The sequence below is a fragment of the Klebsiella sp. GB_Kp047 genome (assembly GCF_040065235.1).
Classification (GTDB): Bacteria; Pseudomonadota; Gammaproteobacteria; order Enterobacterales; family Enterobacteriaceae; genus Klebsiella; species Klebsiella quasipneumoniae.
Genome location: NZ_JBEAJG010000033.1, coordinates 60,146 through 81,831 on the forward strand (window position 1 = coordinate 60,146; position 21,686 = coordinate 81,831).

Genomic DNA, 21,686 nt, shown 5'->3' on the forward strand with positions numbered 1-21,686 from the left:
ACCGACAGATGACGAAAACGTCGATATATTGCCTCAGAGAGAGCGCCTGCACCCGCAAAGCACGCATTTCAGCACAATCGTATAGTTTTTACTGATATCGTCCGCCGTTTGTCATAAATTTCTAATTATCGGCGTTTTTGAGTAGCGGCCCGCTGACGGGCTGGTTACTCTGAAAACAATTTACGTAATGTTAACAAAAGAGAATAGCTATGCATGATGCACAAATCCGCGTGGCCATCGCCGGCGCGGGCGGCCGGATGGGACGCCAGTTAATTCAGGCTGCGCTGCAGATGGATGGAGTGGCGCTGGGCGCGGCGCTGGAGCGCGAAGGGTCCAGCCTGGTGGGCAGCGACGCCGGCGAGCTGGCGGGCGCCGGCAAAGCGGGCGTCACGGTGCAGAGCAGCCTGACGGCGGTAAAAGATGATTTCGACGTGTTGATCGATTTTACCCGCCCGGAAGGCACGCTGAACCATCTGGCGTTTTGCCGCGACCACGGCAAAGGGATGGTCATCGGCACCACCGGTTTTGACGACGCCGGCAAGCAGGCGATTCGCGATGCTGCGCAGGAGATTGCCATTGTCTTCGCTGCGAACTTTAGCGTCGGCGTCAATGTCCTGTTAAAGCTGCTGGAGAAGGCGGCGAAGGTGATGGGCGACTACACCGACATCGAAATTATCGAAGCGCACCATCGGCATAAAGTGGATGCGCCGTCAGGCACCGCGCTGGCGATGGGCGAAGCGATCGCCGGAGCGTTGAACAAAGATCTCAAGGACTGCGCGGTCTACAGCCGTGAAGGCCACACTGGCGAACGCGTCCCGGGCACCATTGGCTTCGCCACCGTCCGCGCGGGGGATATCGTCGGGGAGCATACGGCGATGTTTGCTGATATTGGCGAACGTATCGAGATCACCCATAAAGCCTCCAGTCGAATGACCTTTGCTAATGGCGCGGTTCGCTCTGCATTGTGGCTGAAAGGCAAGAAAAGCGGACTTTTTGATATGCGTGACGTGCTGGATCTGAATAGTTTATAACGATTATTACCCATCGTGATGTGGTTATTGCTATCAATAAGTTATTGATGCAAGGGGCAATATTTTGTTGCCCTTTTTTATTTTTGGCCGCTTTAGGTTGTTATTTTTCTGAATGGGCTATAAGTTAGGGTTTTGTTAGGTTTTTAAGTGAATGAAATGTAAATTTTGACCATCTGGTCCACTTTTTTGCCGTCCAGCGCCAGATTTTACACTCTTCGCCGTCCGCAAGCGTTTTCTCAGCCAGGTTTGTTGATCTTTTTGGCGTAAAAATCACGTGTTATGCGCCAGTGGCGTAAAATGACATTAAAAATCTCCGCTTTAAGTTGACTTTTATCCGACATCTCTCCAGAATGCCGCCGTTTGCCAAAAATCTGCGGGCAACAGATTTGCATTGATTCAGATCGTGTTTATGAATTAATATGCAAATAAAGTGAGTGGATATTCTCTGGAGGATGTTTTGATTAAGTCAGCGCTATTGGTTCTGGAAGACGGAACCCAGTTTCACGGTCGGGCCATCGGGGCAACCGGCACGGCGGTTGGGGAAGTCGTTTTCAATACTTCAATGACCGGTTATCAAGAAATCCTCACTGATCCTTCCTATTCCCGCCAAATCGTCACTCTTACTTATCCTCATATTGGTAATGTCGGCACCAACGCCGCCGATGAAGAATCTTCTCAGGTACATGCTCAGGGTCTGGTTATTCGCGACCTGCCGCTGATTGCCAGCAACTTCCGCAGTACCGAAGACCTCTCTTCCTATCTGAAGCGCCATAACATCGTGGCGATTGCCGATATCGATACCCGCAAGCTGACGCGTCTGCTGCGTGAGAAAGGGGCGCAGAATGGCTGCATCATCGCGGGCGACAGCCCGGATGCCCAGCTGGCGCTGGAAAAAGCGAAAGCGTTCCCGGGCCTGAACGGCATGGACCTGGCGAAGGAAGTGACCACCGCAGAAACCTACAGCTGGACGCAAGGCAGCTGGACCCTGGCGGGCGACCTGCCGGAAGCGAAAGCGGAAAGCGAGCTGCCGTTCCACGTCGTGGCGTATGACTTCGGCGCGAAACGCAACATCCTGCGCATGCTGGTTGACCGCGGCTGCCGCCTGACGGTGGTGCCGGCGAAGACGTCGGCGGCGGATGTGCTGGCGCTGAATCCGGACGGCATTTTCCTCTCCAACGGCCCTGGCGACCCGGCGCCGTGTGATTACGCTATCGAGGCGATTGAAAAATTCCTCGAGACCGATATTCCGGTGTTCGGCATCTGCCTCGGCCATCAGCTGCTGGCGCTGGCGAGCGGCGCCAGGACCATTAAGATGAAGTTCGGCCACCACGGCGGCAACCACCCGGTGAAAGATATTGATAACAACGTGGTGATGATCACCGCCCAGAACCACGGCTTCGCCGTGGATGAGGCGACGCTGCCGGCCAACCTGCGCGTGACCCACAAGTCGCTGTTCGACGGCACCCTGCAGGGGATCCATCGCACCGACAAGCCGGCGTTCAGCTTCCAGGGGCACCCTGAAGCGAGCCCGGGGCCGCACGATGCCGCGCCGCTGTTCGACCACTTTATCGAGTTAATTGAGCAATACCGTCAGTCCGCGAAATAATCAGGAGTAAAAGAGCCATGCCAAAACGTACAGACATACAAAGTATCCTGATTCTGGGCGCGGGCCCGATTGTTATCGGTCAGGCGTGCGAGTTTGACTACTCCGGCGCCCAGGCCTGTAAAGCCCTGCGCGAAGAGGGCTACCGCGTTATCCTGGTGAACTCTAACCCAGCGACCATCATGACCGACCCGGAAATGGCCGATGCCACCTACATCGAGCCGATTCACTGGGAAGTGGTGCGCAAAATCATCGAAAAAGAGCGCCCGGACGCGGTGCTGCCGACCATGGGCGGCCAGACGGCGCTGAACTGCGCGCTGGAGCTGGAGCGTCAGGGGGTGCTGGCTGAATTCGGTGTGACCATGATTGGCGCCACCGCCGATGCGATTGACAAGGCCGAAGACCGTCGCCGATTCGATATCGCGATGAAAAAAATCGGTCTCGACACCGCGCGTTCAGGTATCGCCCATACGATGGAAGAGGCGCTGGCGGTAGCGGCTGACGTCGGCTATCCGTGCATCATCCGTCCGTCGTTCACCATGGGTGGCACCGGCGGCGGCATCGCCTATAACCGCGAAGAGTTTGAAGAGATTTGTACCCGCGGCCTGGATCTCTCTCCTACCAACGAGCTGCTGATTGATGAATCGCTGATCGGCTGGAAAGAGTATGAGATGGAAGTGGTGCGCGATAAGAACGACAACTGCATCATCGTCTGCTCTATCGAAAACTTCGACGCCATGGGGATCCACACCGGTGACTCCATCACCGTTGCGCCGGCGCAGACCCTTACCGACAAAGAATACCAAATCATGCGTAACGCCTCGATGGCGGTGCTGCGTGAAATCGGCGTCGAAACCGGCGGCTCTAACGTTCAGTTCGCGGTCAACCCGAAAAACGGTCGCCTGATCGTTATTGAAATGAACCCGCGCGTTTCCCGCTCCTCGGCGCTGGCCTCCAAAGCCACCGGTTTCCCGATTGCCAAAGTGGCAGCCAAGCTGGCGGTAGGTTACACCCTCGACGAGCTGATGAACGACATCACCGGCGGCCGTACCCCGGCTTCCTTCGAGCCGTCCATCGACTACGTGGTCACTAAAATCCCACGCTTTAACTTCGAAAAATTCGCCGGCGCCAATGACCGTCTGACCACCCAGATGAAGTCCGTCGGCGAAGTGATGGCGATTGGCCGTACCCAGCAGGAATCCTTGCAGAAAGCGCTGCGCGGTCTGGAAGTGGGCGCCACCGGCTTCGACCCGAAAGTGAGCCTCGACGATCCGGAAGCGCTGACCAAAATCCGCCGCGAGCTGAAAGACGCCGGCGCTGAGCGTATCTGGTACATCGCCGACGCGTTCCGCGCGGGCCTCTCGGTTGACGGCGTCTTCAACCTGACCAACATCGACCGCTGGTTCCTGGTGCAGATTGAAGAGCTGGTCCGTCTGGAAGAGAAAGTGGCGGAAGTGGGCATCAACGGCCTCGACGCTGACTTCCTGCGCACCCTGAAACGTAAAGGCTTTGCCGATGCGCGTCTGGCGAAGCTGGCGGGCGTGCGGGAAGCGGAAATCCGTAAACTGCGCGACCAGTATGACCTGCACCCTGTCTACAAGCGCGTGGACACCTGCGCCGCGGAATTCGCCACCGATACCGCCTACATGTACTCCACCTATGAAGAAGAGTGCGAGTCCAACCCGTCCGTTGACCGCGATAAAATCATGGTCCTCGGCGGCGGCCCGAACCGTATCGGTCAGGGTATCGAATTTGACTACTGCTGCGTACACGCCTCGCTGGCGCTGCGCGAAGACGGTTACGAGACCATCATGGTCAACTGTAACCCGGAAACCGTCTCTACCGACTACGACACTTCCGACCGTCTGTACTTCGAGCCGGTTACCCTGGAAGACGTGCTGGAAATCGTGCGCATCGAGAAGCCAAAAGGCGTTATCGTGCAGTACGGCGGGCAGACTCCGCTGAAGCTGGCGCGCGCCCTGGAAGCCGCAGGCGTACCGGTTATCGGTACCAGCCCGGACGCTATCGACCGGGCGGAAGATCGTGAGCGCTTCCAGCACGCGGTTGACCGTCTGAAGCTGAAGCAGCCGGCGAACGCCACCGTCACCGCCATTGAGCAGGCGGTAGAGAAAGCGAAAGAGATTGGCTACCCGCTGGTGGTGCGTCCGTCTTACGTGCTCGGCGGTCGGGCGATGGAGATCGTCTATGACGAGCAGGATCTGCGCCGCTACTTCCAGACTGCGGTCAGCGTCTCCAACGACGCGCCAGTGCTGCTGGACCGCTTCCTCGACGACGCGATTGAAGTGGATGTCGATGCCATCTGCGATGGCGAAATGGTGCTGATTGGCGGCATCATGGAGCATATCGAACAGGCAGGCGTCCACTCCGGCGACTCCGCCTGTTCCCTGCCAGCCTATACCCTGAGCAAAGAGATTCAGGATGTGATGCGCGAGCAGGTGCAGAAGCTGGCCTTCGAGCTGCAGGTTCGCGGTCTGATGAACGTCCAGTTCGCGGTGAAAGATAACGAAGTCTATCTGATTGAAGTTAACCCGCGTGCGGCGCGCACCGTGCCGTTCGTCTCCAAAGCCACCGGCGTACCGCTGGCGAAAGTGGCGGCGCGCGTGATGGCCGGTAAGACGCTGGCGCAGCAGGGCGTGACCAAAGAGATCATCCCGCCGTACTACTCGGTGAAAGAGGTGGTCCTGCCGTTCAACAAATTCCCGGGCGTTGACCCGCTGTTAGGGCCAGAAATGCGTTCCACCGGGGAAGTGATGGGCGTTGGCCGTACCTTTGCCGAAGCGTTCGCCAAAGCGCAGCTGGGCAGCAACTCGACCATGAAGAAACAGGGTCGCGCGCTGCTCTCCGTCCGCGAAGGCGACAAAGAGCGTGTGGTCGACCTGGCAGCGAAGCTGCTGAAGTTTGGCTTCGAGCTGGATGCGACTCACGGCACGGCGATTGTGCTGGGCGAAGCGGGCATCAACCCGCGTCTGGTGAACAAGGTGCATGAAGGTCGTCCGCACATTCAGGACCGTATCAAGAATGGCGAATATACCTACATCATCAACACCACCGCAGGTCGTCAGGCGATTGAAGACTCCAAGCTGATTCGCCGCAGCGCGCTGCAGTACAAGGTGCACTATGACACCACCCTGAACGGCGGCTTTGCCACCGCGATGGCGCTGAACGCTGACGCCACCGACAAGGTGATTTCGGTTCAGGAAATGCACGCTCAAATCACCAAATAAGCGCTCCGGCCTGGCCGGATAGCAACACACCTGGGCTGACGACTTCGTCAGCCCATTTTTTTGGCTGCGGCCATCTTCAGAGAGTTCTGCTTTTAACCCCCTGTCGGGTCAGGCTAACTATAGTTAGCACCATAACGATACCTATTGATGAAAAGACAGGAGGATACAATGCGGAACAATATTCTGGTGGCATCCGCACTGGCAGCGACGGCAATCATGTTCGTGGCCGGCTGCTCATCGAATCAGTCGATCAAAACCACCGACGGCAAGACCATTGTCACCAGCGGTAAACCGCAGGTGGATGATGATACCGGTCTGGTCTCTTACAAAAATGCCGAAACCGGACGCGTGGAGCAGATTAACCGCGATCAGGTGAAATCTATGGATGAGCTGGATAATTAAGGCCTGACGTTTGCCATTCAGGCGCGCGTTGTGTCCACCACCGCGACATAAATCACAGTTATCATTGTAAGCGGTTCATTTAACTGTCTACACTCTTGCTGATTACGACAAGAGCTAACGCAGGCCAATCAATGATTCTGATAATTTATGCGCATCCTTATCCGCAGCATTCGCATGCGAATAAGCGAATGCTTGAACAAGCAGGGACGCTTGAAGGCGTAGAGATACGCTCCCTCTATCAACTCTATCCCGACTTTAATATCGATGTCGCCGCCGAGCAGGCGGCGCTCGCCCGTGCCGATCTGGTTATCTGGCAGCACCCGATGCAGTGGTATAGCGTGCCGCCGCTGCTGAAGCTGTGGATGGACAAAGTGCTGTCGCACGGCTGGGCCTATGGCCATAACGGTATTGCGCTGCGCGGTAAATCGCTGATGTGGGCGGTGACCACCGGCGGCGGTGAAAGCCACTTTGATATCGGTTCGTTTCCCGGTTTCCCGGTGCTGGCGCAGCCGCTGCAGGCCACGGCGCTCTACTGCGGGATGAAATGGCTGCCGCCGTTCGCCATGCACTGCACCTTTATCTGCGATGACGAAACGCTGCAGGCGCAGGCCCGCCATTATCGTCAACGCTTAATCGACTGGCAGGAGGCACATCAGAATGGATAGCCATACGCTGATACAGGCGCTGATTTACCTGGGCGCCGCGGCGCTGATTGTGCCCATCGCCGTCCGCCTTGGGCTTGGGTCGGTGCTGGGCTATCTCATCGCCGGCTGTATTATTGGGCCGTGGGGGCTGCGGCTGGTGACCGATGCCGAGGCGATTCTGCACTTTGCCGAGATTGGCGTGGTGCTGATGCTGTTCGTCATTGGTCTGGAACTGGATCCGCAGCGTCTGTGGAAGCTGCGCGCTTCGGTGTTTGGCGGCGGTGCGCTGCAGATGGTGGCCTGTGGGGTATTGATCGGCCTCTTCTGCATGCTGCTGGGGTTGCGTTGGCAGGTGGCTGAGCTGATCGGTATGACCCTGGCGCTCTCCTCAACCGCGATCGCCATGCAGGCGATGAATGAGCGCAATCTGACGGTATCGCAGATGGGGCGCAGCGCCTTCGCGGTGCTGCTGTTCCAGGATATCGCGGCGATCCCGCTGGTGGCCATGATCCCGCTGCTGGCGGCCAGCGGCGGCGCCACTTCGCTGATGGCTTTTGCCCTTTCCGCGCTGAAGGTGGCCGCGGCGCTGGCGCTGGTGGTGGTGCTGGGGCGCTATCTGACCCGTCCGTTGCTGCGTTTTGTCGCCCGTTCCGGTCTGCGCGAAGTATTCAGCGCCGTGGCCCTGTTCCTGGTCTTCGGCTTTGGGCTGTTGCTGGAGGAGGTGGGGCTGTCGATGGCGATGGGGGCGTTTCTCGCCGGGGTGTTGCTGGCCAGCTCCGAGTATCGCCATGCGCTGGAAAGCGATATTGAGCCGTTTAAAGGCCTGCTGCTGGGGCTGTTTTTTATCGGCGTCGGGATGTCGATTGATTTCGGCACCCTGGTCACCCATCCGCTGCGTATCGTGATTTTGCTGGTGGGTTTCCTGGCGATAAAAATGCTGATGCTGTGGCTTATCGCCAGGCCGCTTGGCGTGCCTCGCGCTCAGCGCCGCTGGTTTGCGGTGCTGCTGGGGCAGGGGAGTGAGTTCGCGTTTGTGGTCTTTGGCGCCGCGCGGATGGCGGAGGTGCTGGACGGCGAATGGGCAAAGGCGCTGACCCTGGCGGTGGCGCTGTCGATGGCGGCAACCCCCATTCTGCTGGTGCTGTTGACCCGTCTGGAGAAATCGTCCAGCGGCCAGGCGCGGGATGCGGACGAGATTGATGAAGAGCAGCCGCGGGTGATTGTCGCCGGCTTTGGCCGCTTCGGGCAGATCGCCGGGCGACTACTGCTCTCCAGCGGGGTGAAGATGGTGATCCTCGATCATGACCCGGACCATGTCGATACTCTGCGCAAATTTGATATGAAGGTCTTCTACGGCGACGCCACCCGGGTCGATCTGCTGGAGTCGGCCGGCGCCGAAAAGGCGGAGGTACTGATCAATGCCATTGACGATCCGCACGTCAGCCTGGAGCTGGTGGCGAGGGTAAAAGAGCATTTTCCGCATCTGCAGATTATCTCCCGCGCCCGCGATGTCGATCACTATATCCAGCTGCGTCAGGCTGGCGTTGATGCCCCGGAGCGTGAAACCTTCGAGGCGGCGCTGAAATCCGGCCGAATGACCCTGGAGGCGCTGGGGCTAGGCGCGTATGAAGCGCGCGAGCGGGCCGATCTGTTCCGTCGTTTCAACCTGCAGATGGTCGAAGAGATGGTGGCGATGGCGGAAAACGACGCGGCGTCGCGGGTGGCGGTCTTCAAGCGGACCAGCGATATGCTGACCGGCATCATCAACGAAGATCGTCATCATCTGTCGCTGGTGCAGCGGCACGGTTGGCAGGGGACGGAAGAGGGCAGGCACACCGGCGATATCGCCGATGAGCCGGAAAATAAGCCCTCCGCCTGACGCTAATCAGTAACATTCTGTTTTCGTTTGGATCCTGTTCTGGCGGCCCACGGTGTGAACGTGGGCTTGCCAGCAAATCAGAAAATTTTCTTATTCTTTACCCTCCGGCCAGTCGACGAAGTTGTACGCTTTCCGTATAGTGGCGACAATTTTTTGTACTCAGGAATGAATGAATGATCAGTCTGATTGCGGCGTTAGCGGTAGATCGCGTCATTGGTATGGAAAACGCCATGCCATGGAACCTGCCTGCCGATCTCGCCTGGTTCAAACGCAACACATTAAATAAGCCGGTAGTGATGGGGCGTCTGACCTGGGAATCCATTGGGCGCCCGTTGCCGGGGCGTAAAAATATCGTGATCAGCAGCAAGCCAGGCAGCGACGATCGCGTGCAGTGGGTCTCCTCCGTTGACGAAGCGATTGCCGCCTGCGGCGATGTGGAAGAGATCATGGTGATCGGCGGCGGTCGGGTGTATGAGCAGTTCCTGCCAAAGGCGCAGAAGCTCTATCTGACCCATATCGATGCGGAAGTGGAAGGCGATACCCATTTCCCGGATTACGATCCGGACCAGTGGGAATCGGTGTTCAGCGAGTTTCATGACGCCGACGCGCAGAACTCCCACAGCTACTGCTTTGAGATCCTCGAACGCCGTTAAGCGGGAAGGATAGCAATGAAAAAACCCCGGTCGCGTCTGGCGTGACCGGGGTTTTCTTTGGCGTGAATTCAGCGCGGATGACGCTGCCACTACTTTTCTGCGCCATGTCTCCTGTCGCGGGATGCGTCTTTCCAGAGTGCTGCCCGGCTGACAAATGGCACCTAAACGTAGGTCGGGTAAGGCGTTAGCCGCCACCCGACACAAAAGCGGCTCCGCGTCCGCAGTTCTTGCCCGGCGGCGCTGCGCTTGCGCGGGCCCGGGGGAGTGCGCCTGTTTCTTCAGGACGCGACGGCTTCGCCTTCGTCGAGGCTTTTCTGCCGGTTCGACGGCTGGGTAAAGTACTGCTTATCCTCCCAGCGCAGGCAGGTGAGTTCACCGCCCCAGCAGCAGCCGGTATCCAGCGCGTAAATGCCCTCCGGCGTACCGCGTCCCTCCAGCGACGCCCAGTGACCAAAGGCAATGCTGTAGGCACTGCTGACCGGACCAGGAATGGCAAACCACGGCTTCAGCGGCGCCGGGGCGTCCTCGGGCGCTTCTTTCGAGTACATATCCAGCTGGCCGTTCGGGAAGCAGTAGCGCATGCGGGTAAAAGCGTTAGAGATAAAGCGCAGGCGCGCCAGGCCGCTCAGCTCGTTGCTCCAGTGATTCGGCATGTCGCCGTACATGGCATCAAGGAAGAAAGGGTAGGAGTCGCTGGAGAGCACCGCTTCAACATCGCGCGCGCACTGCTGGGCGGTCTCCAGATCCCACTGCGGCGTGATGCCGGCATGGGCCATCACCAGCTTTTTCTCTTCGTCCACCTGGAGCAGCGGCTGACGACGCAGCCAGTTAAGCAGCTCATCGGCATCCGGCGCTTCCAGCAGTGATTTCAGACGATCCTTCGGCTTGTTGCGGCTGATGCCGGCGAAGACCGCCAGCAAGTGTAAATCGTGATTGCCCAGCACCAGTCGCACGCTGTCGCCCAGAGATTTGACATAGCGCAGAACCTCCAGCGACCCCGGGCCACGGGCTACCAGATCGCCGGTCAGCCACAGCGTATCGCTCCGCGGGTCGAATTCAACCTGCGCTAATAATGCGATCAGTTCATCGTAGCAACCGTGAACGTCGCCAATAAGGTATGTTGACATTGTTTTAATGAATGAGCGTTGGAACTGCGAGACGGAAAACAGGGATCTCGATACGGAACGGCGCGCCGTCGATATCGATCATCTCATAATGACCCTGCATGGTTCCCAGCGGCGTTTCAATGACCGCGCCGCTGGTATATTGATATTCACCGCCGGCGGGAATATGCGGTTGCTCGCCGACCACCCCTTCACCCTGAACTTCAGTCTCACGACCGTGGCCGTTAGTGATGAGCCAGTAGCGGCCAAGCAGCTGAACCTGACTCCGCCCCAGATTGCGAATGGTGACGGTATAAGCGAAGACGTAGCGCTCTTCTTCCGGAGAAGATTGCGATTCGATATAGACGCTTTGCACCTGGACGCAAACACGAGGCGAATTAATCATGGTTAGCTCTCCTTCGATGGCAGATTGTCAGACAGCCAGTTGGCCATCTGGCAGTACTGCGCCACGGAAATATTTTCTGCACGCATGGCCGGGTCGATGCCCAGCTCGGTCAGCACTTCCACACTGAACAGATTGCCGAGACTGTTGCGGATGGTCTTGCGGCGCTGGTTGAACGCTTCGGTGGTGATGCGGCTCAGCACCCGGATCTCTTTGACCGGATACGGCATCGTGCTGTGCGGCACCAGACGGACCACCGCGGAATCGACCTTAGGCGGCGGGGTGAACGCGCTCGGCGGCACTTCGAGTACCGGGATCACCTGGCAATAATATTGCGCCATCACGCTTAACCGACCATACGCCTTACTGTTCGGTCCGGCAACCAGACGATTCACCACTTCCTTCTGCAGCATAAAGTGCATATCGGCAATGGCATCAGTATAGCTGAACAGATGGAACATCAGCGGGGTCGAAATATTGTACGGCAGGTTGCCGAAGACGCGCAGCGGCTGACCCATTTTCTCCGCCAGTTCGCCGAAGTTCATGGTCATCGCATCCTGCTGATAGATGGTCAGCTTCGGCCCGAGGAACGGATGCGTCTGCAGGCGTGCCGCCAGATCGCGGTCCAGCTCAATGACGGTCAACTGGTCAAGGCGTTCGCCGACCGGCTCGGTCAGCGCGGCGAGACCGGGGCCGATTTCAACCATCGCCTGGCCTTTCTGCGGATTAATCGCCGAGACGATGCTGTCGATCACAAACTGATCGTTGAGGAAGTTCTGCCCGAAGCGTTTACGGGCTAAATGGCCCTGATGGACTCGATTATTCATTGGGTATTAACAATCATTTTGATGGCGAGATTAAGCGCCGTGATAAAACTGCCGACGTCCGCTGTTCCCTGGCCCGCTAATTCCAGTGCGGTGCCGTGGTCGACGGAGGTACGAATAAAAGGTAAACCGAGCGTAATGTTCACGCCGCGGCCAAAGCCCTGGTATTTTAGCACGGGCAGGCCCTGATCGTGGTACATCGCGAGTACTGCATCGGCATGGTCAAGGTATTTGGGCTGGAAAAGGGTGTCAGCTGGCAGCGGACCGCTGAGGTTCATCCCCTTCCCGCGCATCTCTTCCAGCACCGGAATGATGGTGTCTATCTCTTCCGTTCCCATATGACCGCCTTCGCCAGCATGCGGGTTAAGCCCGCAAACCAGCACGTGCGGCTGGGCAATACCAAATTTCGTGCGCAGGTCGTGATCGAGAATCGTGATGATCTCGCGCAGCAGGTCGGGCGTTATCGCCTCGCTGATGGCTTTCAACGGCAGATGGGTCGTCACCAGCGCCACCCGCAGCTCCTCGGTCGCCAGCATCATCACCACTTTGCTGGCCTGCGCGCGCTCTTCGAAGAACTCGGTATGACCGGTGAAGGCGATGCCGGCGTCGTTGATGTTGCCTTTGTGCACCGGGCCGGTCACTAACGCCGCGAATTCGCCGCTCAGGCAGCCGTCGCAGGCGCGCGCCAGCGTCTCGACCACGTAGGCGCCGTTCTGTACGTTCAGCACGCCGGGCTCCGCCGGGACGCTCAGCGGGACGTTAAGCAGCGTCAGCGTACCGGCACGCTGCGGAACGGGCGGTTGCGCAGGATCGTATGGCAGGAGAGATAAAGGAAGACCGAGCCTTTGGGCTCGGTCAGTTAACAGGGCGCCGTCGGCGCAGATCACCAGCTCAACTGGCCAGTCGCGCTGGGCAAGCTGCACGACCAGGTCAGGGCCAATCCCGGCGGGTTCGCCGGGAGTGATAACAACTTTACGGGTTTCAGGCATCGATATTAGTTGCTCAGAATTTTAACATACGCACTGGCGCGCTGTTCCTGCATCCAGGTTGCCGCTTCTTCAGAGAATTTGCGGTTCATCAGCATACGGTAAGCACGATCTTTCTGCGCGGCGTCGGTTCTGTCGACCTGACGGCTATCCAGCAGTTCGATCAGGTGCCAGCCGAAGGAGGAGTGCACCGGTCCGCTGGTCTGCCCTTTGTTCAGACGCATCAGCGCATCGCGGAACGCCGGGTCGAAGATATCCGGCGTGGCCCAGCCTAAATCACCGCCCTGGTTCGCCGAGCCCGGATCTTCAGAATACGCTTTCGCCGCTTTAGCGAAGGTGGTTTTCCCGCTCTTAATGTCGGCGGCAATTTGCTCCAGCTTCGCCTGAGCCTGCGCATCGTTCATGATTGGCGATGGCTTCAGCAGAATATGACGGGCATGTACTTCAGTGACGGAGATGTTCTGGGTCCCGCCGCGCAGATCGTTCACTTTCAGAATGTGGAAGCCGACGCCGGAACGGATCGGACCGACGATATCCCCTTTCTTCGCGGTGCTTAACGCCTGGGCGAAAATGCCCGGCAGCTCCTGGATACGACCCCAGCCCATCTGGCCGCCCTTCAGCGCCTGCTGGTCGGCGGAGTAGGTGATCGCCAGTTTACCGAAGTTGGCGCCGTTGCGCGCTTGCTCAACGATAGCATTCGCTTGCTCCTGGGCCGCGGCGACTTGATCGGAGGTCGGGTTCTCCGGCAGCGGGATCAGGATGTGGCTCAGGTTGAGCTCGGTGCTGGCGTCGTTCTGGTCGCCGATCTGTTTGGCCAGCGCTTCCACTTCCTGCGGCAGCACGGTGATGCGACGACGCACTTCATTGTTACGCACTTCCGAAATCAGCATCTCTTTACGGATCTGGTTACGGTAGGTGTTGTAGTTGATGCCTTCATAGGCCAGACGGCTGCGCATCTGATCCATGGTCATGTTGTTTTGTTTAGCGATGTTGGCGATGGCCTGATCGAGCTGGTCGTCAGAGACCTTCACGCCCATCTTCTGCCCCATCTGTAACACGATCTGGTCCATGATCAGTCTTTCGAGGATCTGATGGCGCAGGGTCGCGTCATCCGGCAGCTGTTGGCCAGCCTGACCAGCATTGAGCTTAACCGATTGCATCAAACCATCGACGTCGCTTTCCAGCACGACGCCATTATTGACGACGGCCGCTACTTTATCGACCACTTGGGGGGCAGCGAAACTGGTATTCGCGATCATGGCGATACCGAGAAGCAGCGTTTTCCAGTTCTTCATACTTTTTCCATTTCGATTAACCGCAAATGCGGATGATGTTGTAAACCAGCCGCATCACAGGGAGCTCTGGTACGGTAAAATGTTCGAACGCAGCATCTGCTGGGTGCCGAGGCCGTAGTTAGAGCTCAGACCGCGCAATTCGATATTGATTCCGAAGGTGTTGTCGTATTTGCTCTCGCCGCCGTTGTTGTTGCTATCCCAGCCGTTGACTTTGCGTTCGTAGCCAAGACGGATGGCGTAGCAGCAGGAGTTATACTGGACACCCAACATCTGGTTTGCTGCTTTCCGGGTATTGGTATCGTAGTAGTAGGCACCGACCACGGACCAGCGATCGACGATCGGCCAGCTGGCGGTCATCCCCACCTGCGAGATACCCTCTTTATATTGCGCCGCGGTGGAATATGACGGCAGTGTGGCCTGAATATATTCCGGGCTGGCGTAACGATAGTTAAGCTGGACTAAGCGGTTTTCATCGCGACGGTATTCAATGGTGCCGTTACCGGTTGCGACGTTATCCAGACGCGTATCGTACTGGATCCCGCCGCGCAGACCCCAGTTATCGGCAATGCGCCAGTAGGTGTCGCCGGCCCATACCAGTGAACCCGTGGTGTCGTTGTTCTCCCAGTTGATGTTGTCATCACCGGTGCGTGACTCGGTGAAATAGTAGATTTGACCAACGGAAATGTTAAAACGTTCCACCGCGGCGGCGTCATACACGCGCGAGGTGATACCGGTAGTGACCTGATTGGCCGACGCGATGCGGTCGAGACCGCTATAGGTACGGTCGCGGAACAGGCCGGTGTAGTCCGACTGCAACAGCGTGGAGTCGTAGCTGCCGATTTCACTCTGATCGCGGTACGGCACATACAGATACTGCATGCGCGGTTCCAGCGTTTGGGTGAATCCCTCCTGCAGGTCGCGCTCGAAGACCATTTTGCCGTCGACTTTAAACTGCGGCATCACGCGGCTAACGGACTCTTTGTAGTCCGTGCCGTTGGCGGCGTTGTACTTATCGAGGTTGCTCTGCTGGTAGTGGGTCGCCAGCAGCTTGGCTTCGGTATTCAGACTGCCCCAGCCGTTCGACAGCGGCAGGTTGATCGTCGGTTCGAAGTGAACGCGGGTCGCTTCCGGCATGTTGTTATTCGAGTTAACAAAATGGGCGACCTGGCCGTACAGATGGGTATCGAACGGACCGACATCGTTCTGGTAGTAGTTAATGTCGAGCTGCGGCTCAGCCGAGTAGGAGTTGCTCGACTCCCGATCGAAGACCTGGAACTGCTTGGTTGAGACCGTGGCGTCGAAGTTCTGATTGACATACCCGGCGCTGAATTTCTGCGTCGCATAGCCGTCGGTACTGGAACCATACTTCGAGCTGAAATCGTTGAAGTAGTCAGGATCGCTGACCTTGGTGTAGTCAGCGTTCAGACGCCACACTTGATCGATAACCCCGGAGTGGTTCCAGTAGAACAGCCAGCGGCGGCTGTTGCTGTCGCTGGAGTGGTCATCTTCGTAGACTTTATCCGACGGCAGGTAGTCGAACTCCGTTAAGCCGCTGCCGAGCTGGGTCAGGTAGCGGAATTCGTTTTCCCACATCACGCCGCCGCGCTTGTTCATATAGTGCGGGGTGATGGTGGCATCGAAGTTTGGCGCGATGTTCCAGTAGTACGGCAGGGAGAATTCCACGCCGTTTTTGGTGCTGTATTTCGCGTTCGGGATCAGGAAGCCTGAACGACGCTTATCGCCCACCGGCAGCTGCAGGTAGGGGCTGTAGAAAATCGGCACGGAGCCAAGCTTGAAGCGGGCGTTCCAGATCTCGGCGACCTGCTCTTCGCGATCGTGGATAACTTCGCTGCCCACGACGCTCCAGGTGTCGGAGCCCGGCAGACAGGAGGTAAAGCTGCCGTTTTCCAGAATGGTATAGCGGTTTTCACCGCGCTGTTTCATCAGGTCAGCAGTACCGCGTCCCTGGCGTCCGACCATTTGATAATCGCCCTGCCAGACGTTGGTATCTTTGGTATTCAGATTCGACCAGGCTTTTGGTCCTTTGAGGATCACCTGGTTATCGTCGTAATGCACGTTGCCCAGCGCGTCCACCGTGCGCACCGGCTGCGCCTGGCCCGCGGCCTGCTGCTGATGCAGCTGAACTTCGTCGGCGCGGAGGCGGCTATTCCCCTGGTTGATATCGACGTTGCCGGTAAAGACGGCGTTGTCCGGGTAATTGCCCTTCGCATGATCGGCGTTAATCGTCACCGGCAGATCGCCAGGCCGCCCTTCCACGAGCGGACGATCAAAGCTTGGCACGCCAAGCATACATTGCGTTGCGAGATCGGCAGCGAGGCCTTGTTGGCTATACAAGGCGCTGGCAATCATCGTAGCCAGGAGGCTGGGAATACGTTTTTTCATACGTTGTATTTATTGTTCCATCATCTTGTGGCAGCGGCTTGCAAACGGTCAGAGCCTAACTTACTCAACTTTATCACGCTAGTGTTAATCCTGCCCGTTTCAAGCCCGAGCGTTAGGCACCCTGTTGAATGACGAGTATGATAAAGCAAATTATAGGCTATGTCCCACAATTGACCGAGGCGCGAGTGCCGGGTAACGTGCGGTCATATTCGTGCTTAACGGCGACAAACAGTTGGGGAGTCTATGCAGTATTTGGGTAAAGTGATTGGCGTGGCAGTAGCTTTGCTGATGGGCGGTGGGTTCTGGGGCGTGGTGCTCGGCTTCCTGGTCGGCCATATGTTTGACCGGGCGCGCAGCCGCCGGTTGAATCTCTTCGCCAATCAGCAGGAGCGTCAGTCGCTCTTCTTTTCCACCACCTTTGAAGTGATGGGGCATCTGACCAAATCCAAGGGCCGCGTTACCGAGGCGGATATTCACGTCGCCAATGTGCTGATGGATCGCATGAATCTGCACGGGGCTTCGCGTAGCGCGGCGCAGCAGGCGTTTCGCGACGGCAAAGCCGACAATTATCCGCTGCGCGAGAAGATGCGCCAGCTGCGCAGCGTCTGCTTTGGCCGCTTCGATCTGATTCGGATGTTTCTGGAAATTCAGCTGCAGGCGGCGTTCGCTGACGGCGAACTGCACCCTAACGAACGTGAAGTGCTGTTCGTCATCGCCGATGAGCTTGGCATCTCCCGCGCCCAGTTCGATCAATTCCTGCGAATGATGCAGGGCGGCGCCCAGTTTGGCGGCGGTTCGCAGCAGCAATCTTATGGTCAGCACGGCGGCAACGCCGGCTGGCAGCAGGCGCAGCGCGGGCCAACGCTGGAGGACGCCTGCAACGTGCTGGGGGTGAAACCGACTGACGACGCGGCGACGGTGAAGCGCGCCTATCGTAAGCTGATGAACGAGCACCATCCGGACAAGCTGGTGGCGAAAGGGCTGCCGCCGGAGATGATGGAGATGGCCAAACAGAAAGCCCAGGAGATCCAGAAGGCCTGGGAGCTGATCAAAGAACAGCGCGGCTTCTGAGTTTTTCAGCCCCTCGCCCGGCGAGAGGGGTTAGCGTTTGGCCTGTGCGCGGCGATACAGCCGCCGCGGATGGCCGATTTTTCCATACAGCATCTCCACCTCCAGAAACCCGGTCTCAACGCCGTGTTCAAGATAGCGGCGGGCGGTGGTTTTGCTGAGTCCGGCGGCGCTGACCACCTCATCAACGGAAAAGCAGTGCGCTTCCCGGCCGCTAAACAGACCCTGTACCAGCGCCAGCGTCTTCTCTTCAATCCCCTTGCTGCCACTATCTACGCGATAATTCTTCGCCTGCAGTTGATAGAGGGAATCGACGTTCTGCTGATCGACGATTTTCCACTCCCGCTGCTGATCGTAGAACTGGATAAAACGCTCCAGCGACTGACTCAGCCGCTTCCATGATACCGGCTTAAGAATATAGTCGAAGGCGCCGTTGCGGATAGCCTGGCTGCAGGTTTCCATATCGCTGGCGGCGGTGATAAAGATCACCGAGCATTGGCTGGTCGCCAGCGCCGGATCGGTCATCAGCGTCACCCCTTTGCCGTCCGGCAAATAGTTATCCAGCAGTACCAGCTGCGGCGGGGTGGCGTGGAGTAACTGGCGGGCCTGGGCGAGGGAGGCCGCCATGCCCGCCAGCCGCAGGCGCGGGTGTTTCTGCACAAGCTCGGCGTGCAGGCGCGCCAGCTCGCTCTCATCTTCAATGATTAGCACATCGACCAGGTCATGATGCATCGTGGGCCTCCGGGTGCGGACGGGCAGGTGCGTCGGCCGGGATAAACAGGGTGAAGATCGTTCCCCGCGGCGCGTTATCGGCGACTTCGATGGTGCCGCCTGCCTGAGTGACATAATGTTCAATAAGATACAGACCAATGCCGTGATCGCCACGGGTTTTGGTGGTGACGCCGCGTTCAAAAATGCGCTCGCGGATATCGGGGCGGATGCCGACGCCGCGGTCGGCCACTTCGATAATCAGCTCCCGGGCGTTGAGCTGGATCAGGACTTCCACCGGCTCATGCGGAAGCTCGGCGCGCTGCGTGGCTTCGATGGCGTTATCCAGCAGGTTGCCGATGATGGAGATCAGCTCGGATTCCATCAGCGACGGCAGGGGACGGTCGATGCGGCAGGCCGGGTCGAAGCTCAGCGCCACGCCTTTTTCGCGGGCGCGGGTGGCTTTGCCGAGCAGCAGACCGCATAGCGTCGGCGAGTGGAAGTGTGAGGAGATAAAGTCCAATAGCTCCTGAGCATGTTCCGACTGGGCCTGAATATAGCGGATCGCTTCGTCATAATGGCCCATATGCAGCAGGCCGGAGAGGGTAGTCATCCGGTTGAGCTGCTCGTGGCGCATGATGCGCAGATTGTCGACATAGCGCTTCACCTGGCTCAGCTGGGCGGTGAGGGCATTGATTTCATTGCGGTCACGGAATGTGATCACCCAGCCCTGCAGGGTATTCTCCAGCATAATGCGCACCCGACTGGCGAGCACGGTCAACTGGTTGAAGCGGCACAGCTCATCGTGGGTGTCGCGCTCAAGCATGTCGCCGCTGGCGAAAAAGGGCTGCGGGGAAATCACGCTGTCAATCGACTGACCGCGCAGCTGACTGGCGGGCTGGCTGAGTCCCAGCAGGCTGCGGGCGGCATGGTTTATCACCTCAATGCGCCGCAGGCGATCGATGACGATCACCCCCTCAAAGATCGACTCCATCATCGCCTTTTGCTGTCGCACCAGCAGGCCTATCTCCCGCGGCTCGAGCGAAAAAATCTGCTTTTTGATGCTGCGGGTAAAGTACCAGGAGAAGATAAACAGGGCGATGAGCAGCAGAACGGCGGCGATAAAAATATTGATCACTTTGGTCAGGGTAATGCTGTCGAGATAGCTGGTGAGGTAGCCGACGGAGACAATGCCGATCACCCGCCCCTCCTCATCGACGATCGGCGTTTTGCTGCGCAGCGAGACCCCAAGTCCGCCTTTGCGAATGGTGGTAATGGATTTTCCCTCCAGTACCGCCTGGTTGTCGCCGCCAACCAGCCGCGTGCCGACCCACTCCGGATGGACCGAATGAAACAGATGCACCCCCTGGCGGTCGCCGATGACGATAAAGCTGGCGTCACTATGGGCGGCGATTTGCTGCATAAACGCCTGAATCGCCTGTGGGTCATGCCGGCTGACCTGCTGACGTAAATTTGGCATCAGGGCTATCTCTTCGGCCTGAATTTTGGCCCGGGCGCTCATTTCCTGATAAAGCTGGCGGCTGGCATCAAAGTAATAATAAATACCCAGCGCGATAAAGAGGACTGAGAAAAAAGCGACCAGCGAAATAAACAGCTTATATTGAAAAGATAATTTCATAGGTCCCGGACGACGTATTCACCATACCGGCACTCTATCATTTTTCTGTCACGTGACGTAAATGTTAAAGGAAAGTTGTGATCAGTGGCGCAGGCGCGGGCTGCCGCCAGCAGTTGCGGTGGATATAAGGCGTGATGGGAAATAAAAACCATAAAAACCACGATAATAAATCAGAGATATATCACCCCTGCGCGGATCCGCGAATAGAAACCATAAAAACCATAGTGACCATTAAAACTTCTTTTTTAATTCGGGGAGCTTCACATTAACGACGCCGCTGTCCCTTTACGCTGAAAATGAATAATAACGACAGGGCTGAATTTATGAGCACGACAGACAATGCATTCTCTGCAACCCTTGAACCGATCAATACGCCGAAAGCCACGCTCAGGCAGCGCTGGTGGCACATCATGGATAACTGGAAGGTAGGGATCGTCCCGCTGCCGCTGTTTTTGCTGGCCGGGGGGCTGATTGCCCTCGATTGCCTTGGCGGTAAACTGCCGAGCGATATCGTGGTGATGGTGGCTACTCTGGCTTTCTTTGGCTTCGCCTGCGGCGAGTTTGGTAAACGCCTGCCGGTGCTGGGGAAACTCGGCGCGGCGGCGATCTGCGCCACTTTTATTCCTTCCGCGCTGGTCCATTACGGCCTGCTGCCAGACGTGGTCGTGGAATCCACCACCAAATTCTATAAATCCACCAACATCCTCTATCTCTATATCTGCTGCATTATCGTCGGCAGCATCATGAGTATGAACCGCACCACCTTGATTCAGGGCTTCCTGAAGATCTTCTTCCCAATGCTGTGCGGCGAGGTGGTCGGCATGCTGGTGGGCATCGGCGTTGGCACGCTGCTGGGCATGGAGCCGTTTCAGGTGTTCTTCTTTATCGTGCTGCCGATCATGGCCGGCGGCGTGGGGGAAGGGGCGATCCCGCTGTCGATGGGCTATGCCGCGCTGATGCATATGGAGCAGGGGGTGGCCCTGGGCCGGGTGTTGCCGATGGTGATGCTCGGCAGCCTGACGGCGATCGTCATCTCCGGCTGCCTCAACCAGCTCGGCAAGCGCTTCCCGCATCTGACCGGCGAAGGGCAACTGATGCCGAACCGCAGCCATGAAACCCGCAGCCTCGGCGAGAGTGAAGGCATGAGCGGTAAAACCGACGTCGGGACGCTGGCCTCCGGCGCGCTGCTGGCGGTACTGCTGTATATGATGGGGATGCTCGGCCACAAACTGATTGGTCTGCCGGCGCCGGTGGGCATGCTGTTTCTCGCGGTGCTGTTAAAGCTGGCTAATGTGGTGTCTCCGCGCCTGCAGGAGGGATCGCAGATGGTGTATAAATTCTTCCGCACCGCGGTCACCTACCCGATCCTCTTTGCCGTCGGTGTGGCGATCACCCCGTGGCAGGAGCTGGTGAACGCCTTCACTTTCACTAACCTGCTGGTGATCGTCAGCACCGTCTCCGCGCTGGTGGCGACCGGTTTCCTGGTCGGTAAAAAGATAGGGATGCACCCGATCGATGTGGCGATTGTCTCCTGTTGCCAGAGCGGGCAGGGCGGCACCGGCGATGTGGCGATCCTGACCGCTGGTAACCGCATGAGCCTGATGCCGTTCGCGCAGATCGCTACCCGGATTGGCGGGGCGATAAATGTCTCTCTGGGGTTGCTGTTCCTCAGCCACTATCTGGCGTGATATAACGCTACGCTCAGCGATAAAACTGCTATTTTCCGCTACAGAACGCCGAAAATATCTGCGTTCTGTATCCTAAATGCTCCGCATTTAGCGTTACAATCAGCGCGCGATC

At 57.9% G+C, this 21,686-nt stretch carries 17 protein-coding genes; 9 read left to right on the plus strand and 8 right to left on the minus strand.

What is annotated here, in order from left to right; genetic code table 11:
* Positions 1–209: 209 nt before the first annotated feature.
* The 7 genes from dapB to folA all read left to right on the plus strand — a co-directional run bounded on the left by dapB (position 210) and on the right by folA (position 9,457).
* Positions 210–1,031, plus strand: coding sequence for a 4-hydroxy-tetrahydrodipicolinate reductase (gene dapB, locus ABLV76_RS14705; protein WP_004204265.1), 822 nt, complete (start codon positions 210–212; stop codon positions 1,029–1,031).
* 457 nt (positions 1,032–1,488) lie between these two features.
* Positions 1,489–2,637 (plus strand): glutamine-hydrolyzing carbamoyl-phosphate synthase small subunit, encoded by a 1,149-nt coding sequence (gene carA, locus ABLV76_RS14710; RefSeq protein WP_004204266.1) that lies wholly within the window; start codon positions 1,489–1,491, stop codon positions 2,635–2,637.
* Between the two features lie 17 nt (positions 2,638–2,654).
* Positions 2,655–5,879: a carbamoyl-phosphate synthase large subunit gene (gene carB, locus ABLV76_RS14715; protein WP_017901208.1), complete on the plus strand. Its 3,225-nt coding sequence runs from the start codon at positions 2,655–2,657 to the stop codon at positions 5,877–5,879.
* Positions 5,880–6,047: 168 nt separating this feature from the next.
* Positions 6,048–6,281: a YgdI/YgdR family lipoprotein gene (locus tag ABLV76_RS14720; RefSeq protein ID WP_002888059.1), complete on the plus strand. Its 234-nt coding sequence runs from the start codon at positions 6,048–6,050 to the stop codon at positions 6,279–6,281.
* 131 nt (positions 6,282–6,412) lie between these two features.
* Complete coding sequence (kefF, locus tag ABLV76_RS14725; RefSeq protein WP_004204269.1) at positions 6,413–6,946, plus strand: glutathione-regulated potassium-efflux system oxidoreductase KefF; 534 nt, start codon at positions 6,413–6,415, stop codon at positions 6,944–6,946.
* Positions 6,939–8,804, plus strand: a complete 1,866-nt coding sequence (gene kefC / locus ABLV76_RS14730) for a glutathione-regulated potassium-efflux system protein KefC (protein ID WP_004204270.1) — start codon at positions 6,939–6,941, stop codon at positions 8,802–8,804. The genes kefF and kefC overlap by 8 nt, the downstream gene beginning before the upstream one ends.
* Positions 8,805–8,977: 173 nt before the next feature.
* Entirely contained in the window at positions 8,978–9,457 is a 480-nt protein-coding gene (folA, locus tag ABLV76_RS14735; protein WP_004204271.1) for a type 3 dihydrofolate reductase, read from the plus strand.
* Between the two features lie 278 nt (positions 9,458–9,735).
* Here folA and apaH read toward each other — a convergent pair whose 3' ends face one another.
* From apaH to lptD, 6 genes are read right to left on the minus strand one after another with little or no spacing between them, the layout of a single operon-like run.
* Positions 9,736–10,584, minus strand: a complete 849-nt coding sequence (gene apaH, locus ABLV76_RS14740) for a bis(5'-nucleosyl)-tetraphosphatase (symmetrical) ApaH (protein WP_004204272.1) — start codon at positions 10,582–10,584, stop codon at positions 9,736–9,738.
* Positions 10,585–10,588: 4 nt separating this feature from the next.
* The gene (gene apaG, locus ABLV76_RS14745; protein ID WP_004204274.1) at positions 10,589–10,966 is read right to left on the minus strand and encodes a Co2+/Mg2+ efflux protein ApaG; all 378 of its coding nucleotides are present in this window, start codon (positions 10,964–10,966) and stop codon (positions 10,589–10,591) included.
* Between the two features lie 2 nt (positions 10,967–10,968).
* The gene (rsmA, locus tag ABLV76_RS14750) at positions 10,969–11,790 is read right to left on the minus strand and encodes a 16S rRNA (adenine(1518)-N(6)/adenine(1519)-N(6))-dimethyltransferase RsmA (RefSeq protein ID WP_004204275.1); all 822 of its coding nucleotides are present in this window, start codon (positions 11,788–11,790) and stop codon (positions 10,969–10,971) included.
* Positions 11,787–12,776: a 4-hydroxythreonine-4-phosphate dehydrogenase PdxA gene (gene pdxA / locus ABLV76_RS14755; RefSeq protein WP_049004275.1), complete on the minus strand. Its 990-nt coding sequence runs from the start codon at positions 12,774–12,776 to the stop codon at positions 11,787–11,789. Before pdxA ends, rsmA begins: the two co-directional genes overlap by 4 nt.
* 5 nt (positions 12,777–12,781) lie before the next feature.
* Complete coding sequence (gene surA, locus ABLV76_RS14760) at positions 12,782–14,068, minus strand: peptidylprolyl isomerase SurA (protein WP_004204278.1); 1,287 nt, start codon at positions 14,066–14,068, stop codon at positions 12,782–12,784.
* 54 nt (positions 14,069–14,122) lie between these two features.
* On the minus strand, positions 14,123–16,471 hold the full coding sequence (lptD, locus tag ABLV76_RS14765; RefSeq protein ID WP_032455544.1) for an LPS assembly protein LptD: 2,349 nt from the start codon (positions 16,469–16,471) through the stop codon (positions 14,123–14,125).
* A 243-nt stretch (positions 16,472–16,714) separates the two neighbouring features.
* On the opposite strand from lptD, the gene djlA reads away from it, so the two are divergent.
* Positions 16,715–17,542, plus strand: coding sequence for a co-chaperone DjlA (gene djlA, locus ABLV76_RS14770; RefSeq protein ID WP_135683781.1), 828 nt, complete (start codon positions 16,715–16,717; stop codon positions 17,540–17,542).
* 30 nt (positions 17,543–17,572) lie between these two features.
* Here djlA and ABLV76_RS14775 read toward each other — a convergent pair whose 3' ends face one another.
* Both ABLV76_RS14775 and ABLV76_RS14780 read right to left on the minus strand, forming a co-directional pair.
* On the minus strand, positions 17,573–18,271 hold the full coding sequence (locus ABLV76_RS14775) for a response regulator (protein WP_004204282.1): 699 nt from the start codon (positions 18,269–18,271) through the stop codon (positions 17,573–17,575).
* Positions 18,261–19,886, minus strand: coding sequence for a sensor histidine kinase (locus tag ABLV76_RS14780; RefSeq protein ID WP_080838581.1), 1,626 nt, complete (start codon positions 19,884–19,886; stop codon positions 18,261–18,263). Before ABLV76_RS14780 ends, ABLV76_RS14775 begins: the two co-directional genes overlap by 11 nt.
* 323 nt (positions 19,887–20,209) lie before the next feature.
* On the opposite strand from ABLV76_RS14780, the gene ABLV76_RS14785 reads away from it, so the two are divergent.
* The gene (locus ABLV76_RS14785) at positions 20,210–21,574 is read left to right on the plus strand and encodes a 2-hydroxycarboxylate transporter family protein (protein ID WP_004204284.1); all 1,365 of its coding nucleotides are present in this window, start codon (positions 20,210–20,212) and stop codon (positions 21,572–21,574) included.
* The last annotated feature ends 112 nt before the right edge of the window (positions 21,575–21,686 follow it).

Excerpts from the sequence above, each read along its gene's own strand:
- djlA (WP_135683781.1), top strand. The coding sequence starts at position 16,715 with ATGCAGTATTTGGGTAAAGTGATTGGCGTGGCAGTAGCTTTGCTGATG.
- carB (WP_017901208.1), top strand. The coding sequence starts at position 2,655 with ATGCCAAAACGTACAGACATACAAAGTATCCTGATTCTGGGCGCGGGC.
- kefF (WP_004204269.1), top strand. The coding sequence starts at position 6,413 with ATGATTCTGATAATTTATGCGCATCCTTATCCGCAGCATTCGCATGCG.
- kefC (WP_004204270.1), top strand. The coding sequence starts at position 6,939 with ATGGATAGCCATACGCTGATACAGGCGCTGATTTACCTGGGCGCCGCG.
- rsmA (WP_004204275.1), bottom strand. The coding sequence starts at position 11,790 with ATGAATAATCGAGTCCATCAGGGCCATTTAGCCCGTAAACGCTTCGGG.
- surA (WP_004204278.1), bottom strand. The coding sequence starts at position 14,068 with ATGAAGAACTGGAAAACGCTGCTTCTCGGTATCGCCATGATCGCGAAT.
- ABLV76_RS14720 (WP_002888059.1), top strand. The coding sequence starts at position 6,048 with ATGCGGAACAATATTCTGGTGGCATCCGCACTGGCAGCGACGGCAATC.
- lptD (WP_032455544.1), bottom strand. The coding sequence starts at position 16,471 with ATGAAAAAACGTATTCCCAGCCTCCTGGCTACGATGATTGCCAGCGCC.
- dapB (WP_004204265.1), top strand. The coding sequence starts at position 210 with ATGCATGATGCACAAATCCGCGTGGCCATCGCCGGCGCGGGCGGCCGG.
- apaG (WP_004204274.1), bottom strand. The coding sequence starts at position 10,966 with ATGATTAATTCGCCTCGTGTTTGCGTCCAGGTGCAAAGCGTCTATATC.
- apaH (WP_004204272.1), bottom strand. The coding sequence starts at position 10,584 with ATGTCAACATACCTTATTGGCGACGTTCACGGTTGCTACGATGAACTG.
- ABLV76_RS14785 (WP_004204284.1), top strand. The coding sequence starts at position 20,210 with ATGAGCACGACAGACAATGCATTCTCTGCAACCCTTGAACCGATCAAT.
- pdxA (WP_049004275.1), bottom strand. The coding sequence starts at position 12,776 with ATGCCTGAAACCCGTAAAGTTGTTATCACTCCCGGCGAACCCGCCGGG.
- ABLV76_RS14775 (WP_004204282.1), bottom strand. The coding sequence starts at position 18,271 with ATGCATCATGACCTGGTCGATGTGCTAATCATTGAAGATGAGAGCGAG.
- ABLV76_RS14780 (WP_080838581.1), bottom strand. The coding sequence starts at position 19,886 with ATGAAATTATCTTTTCAATATAAGCTGTTTATTTCGCTGGTCGCTTTT.
- folA (WP_004204271.1), top strand. The coding sequence starts at position 8,978 with ATGATCAGTCTGATTGCGGCGTTAGCGGTAGATCGCGTCATTGGTATG.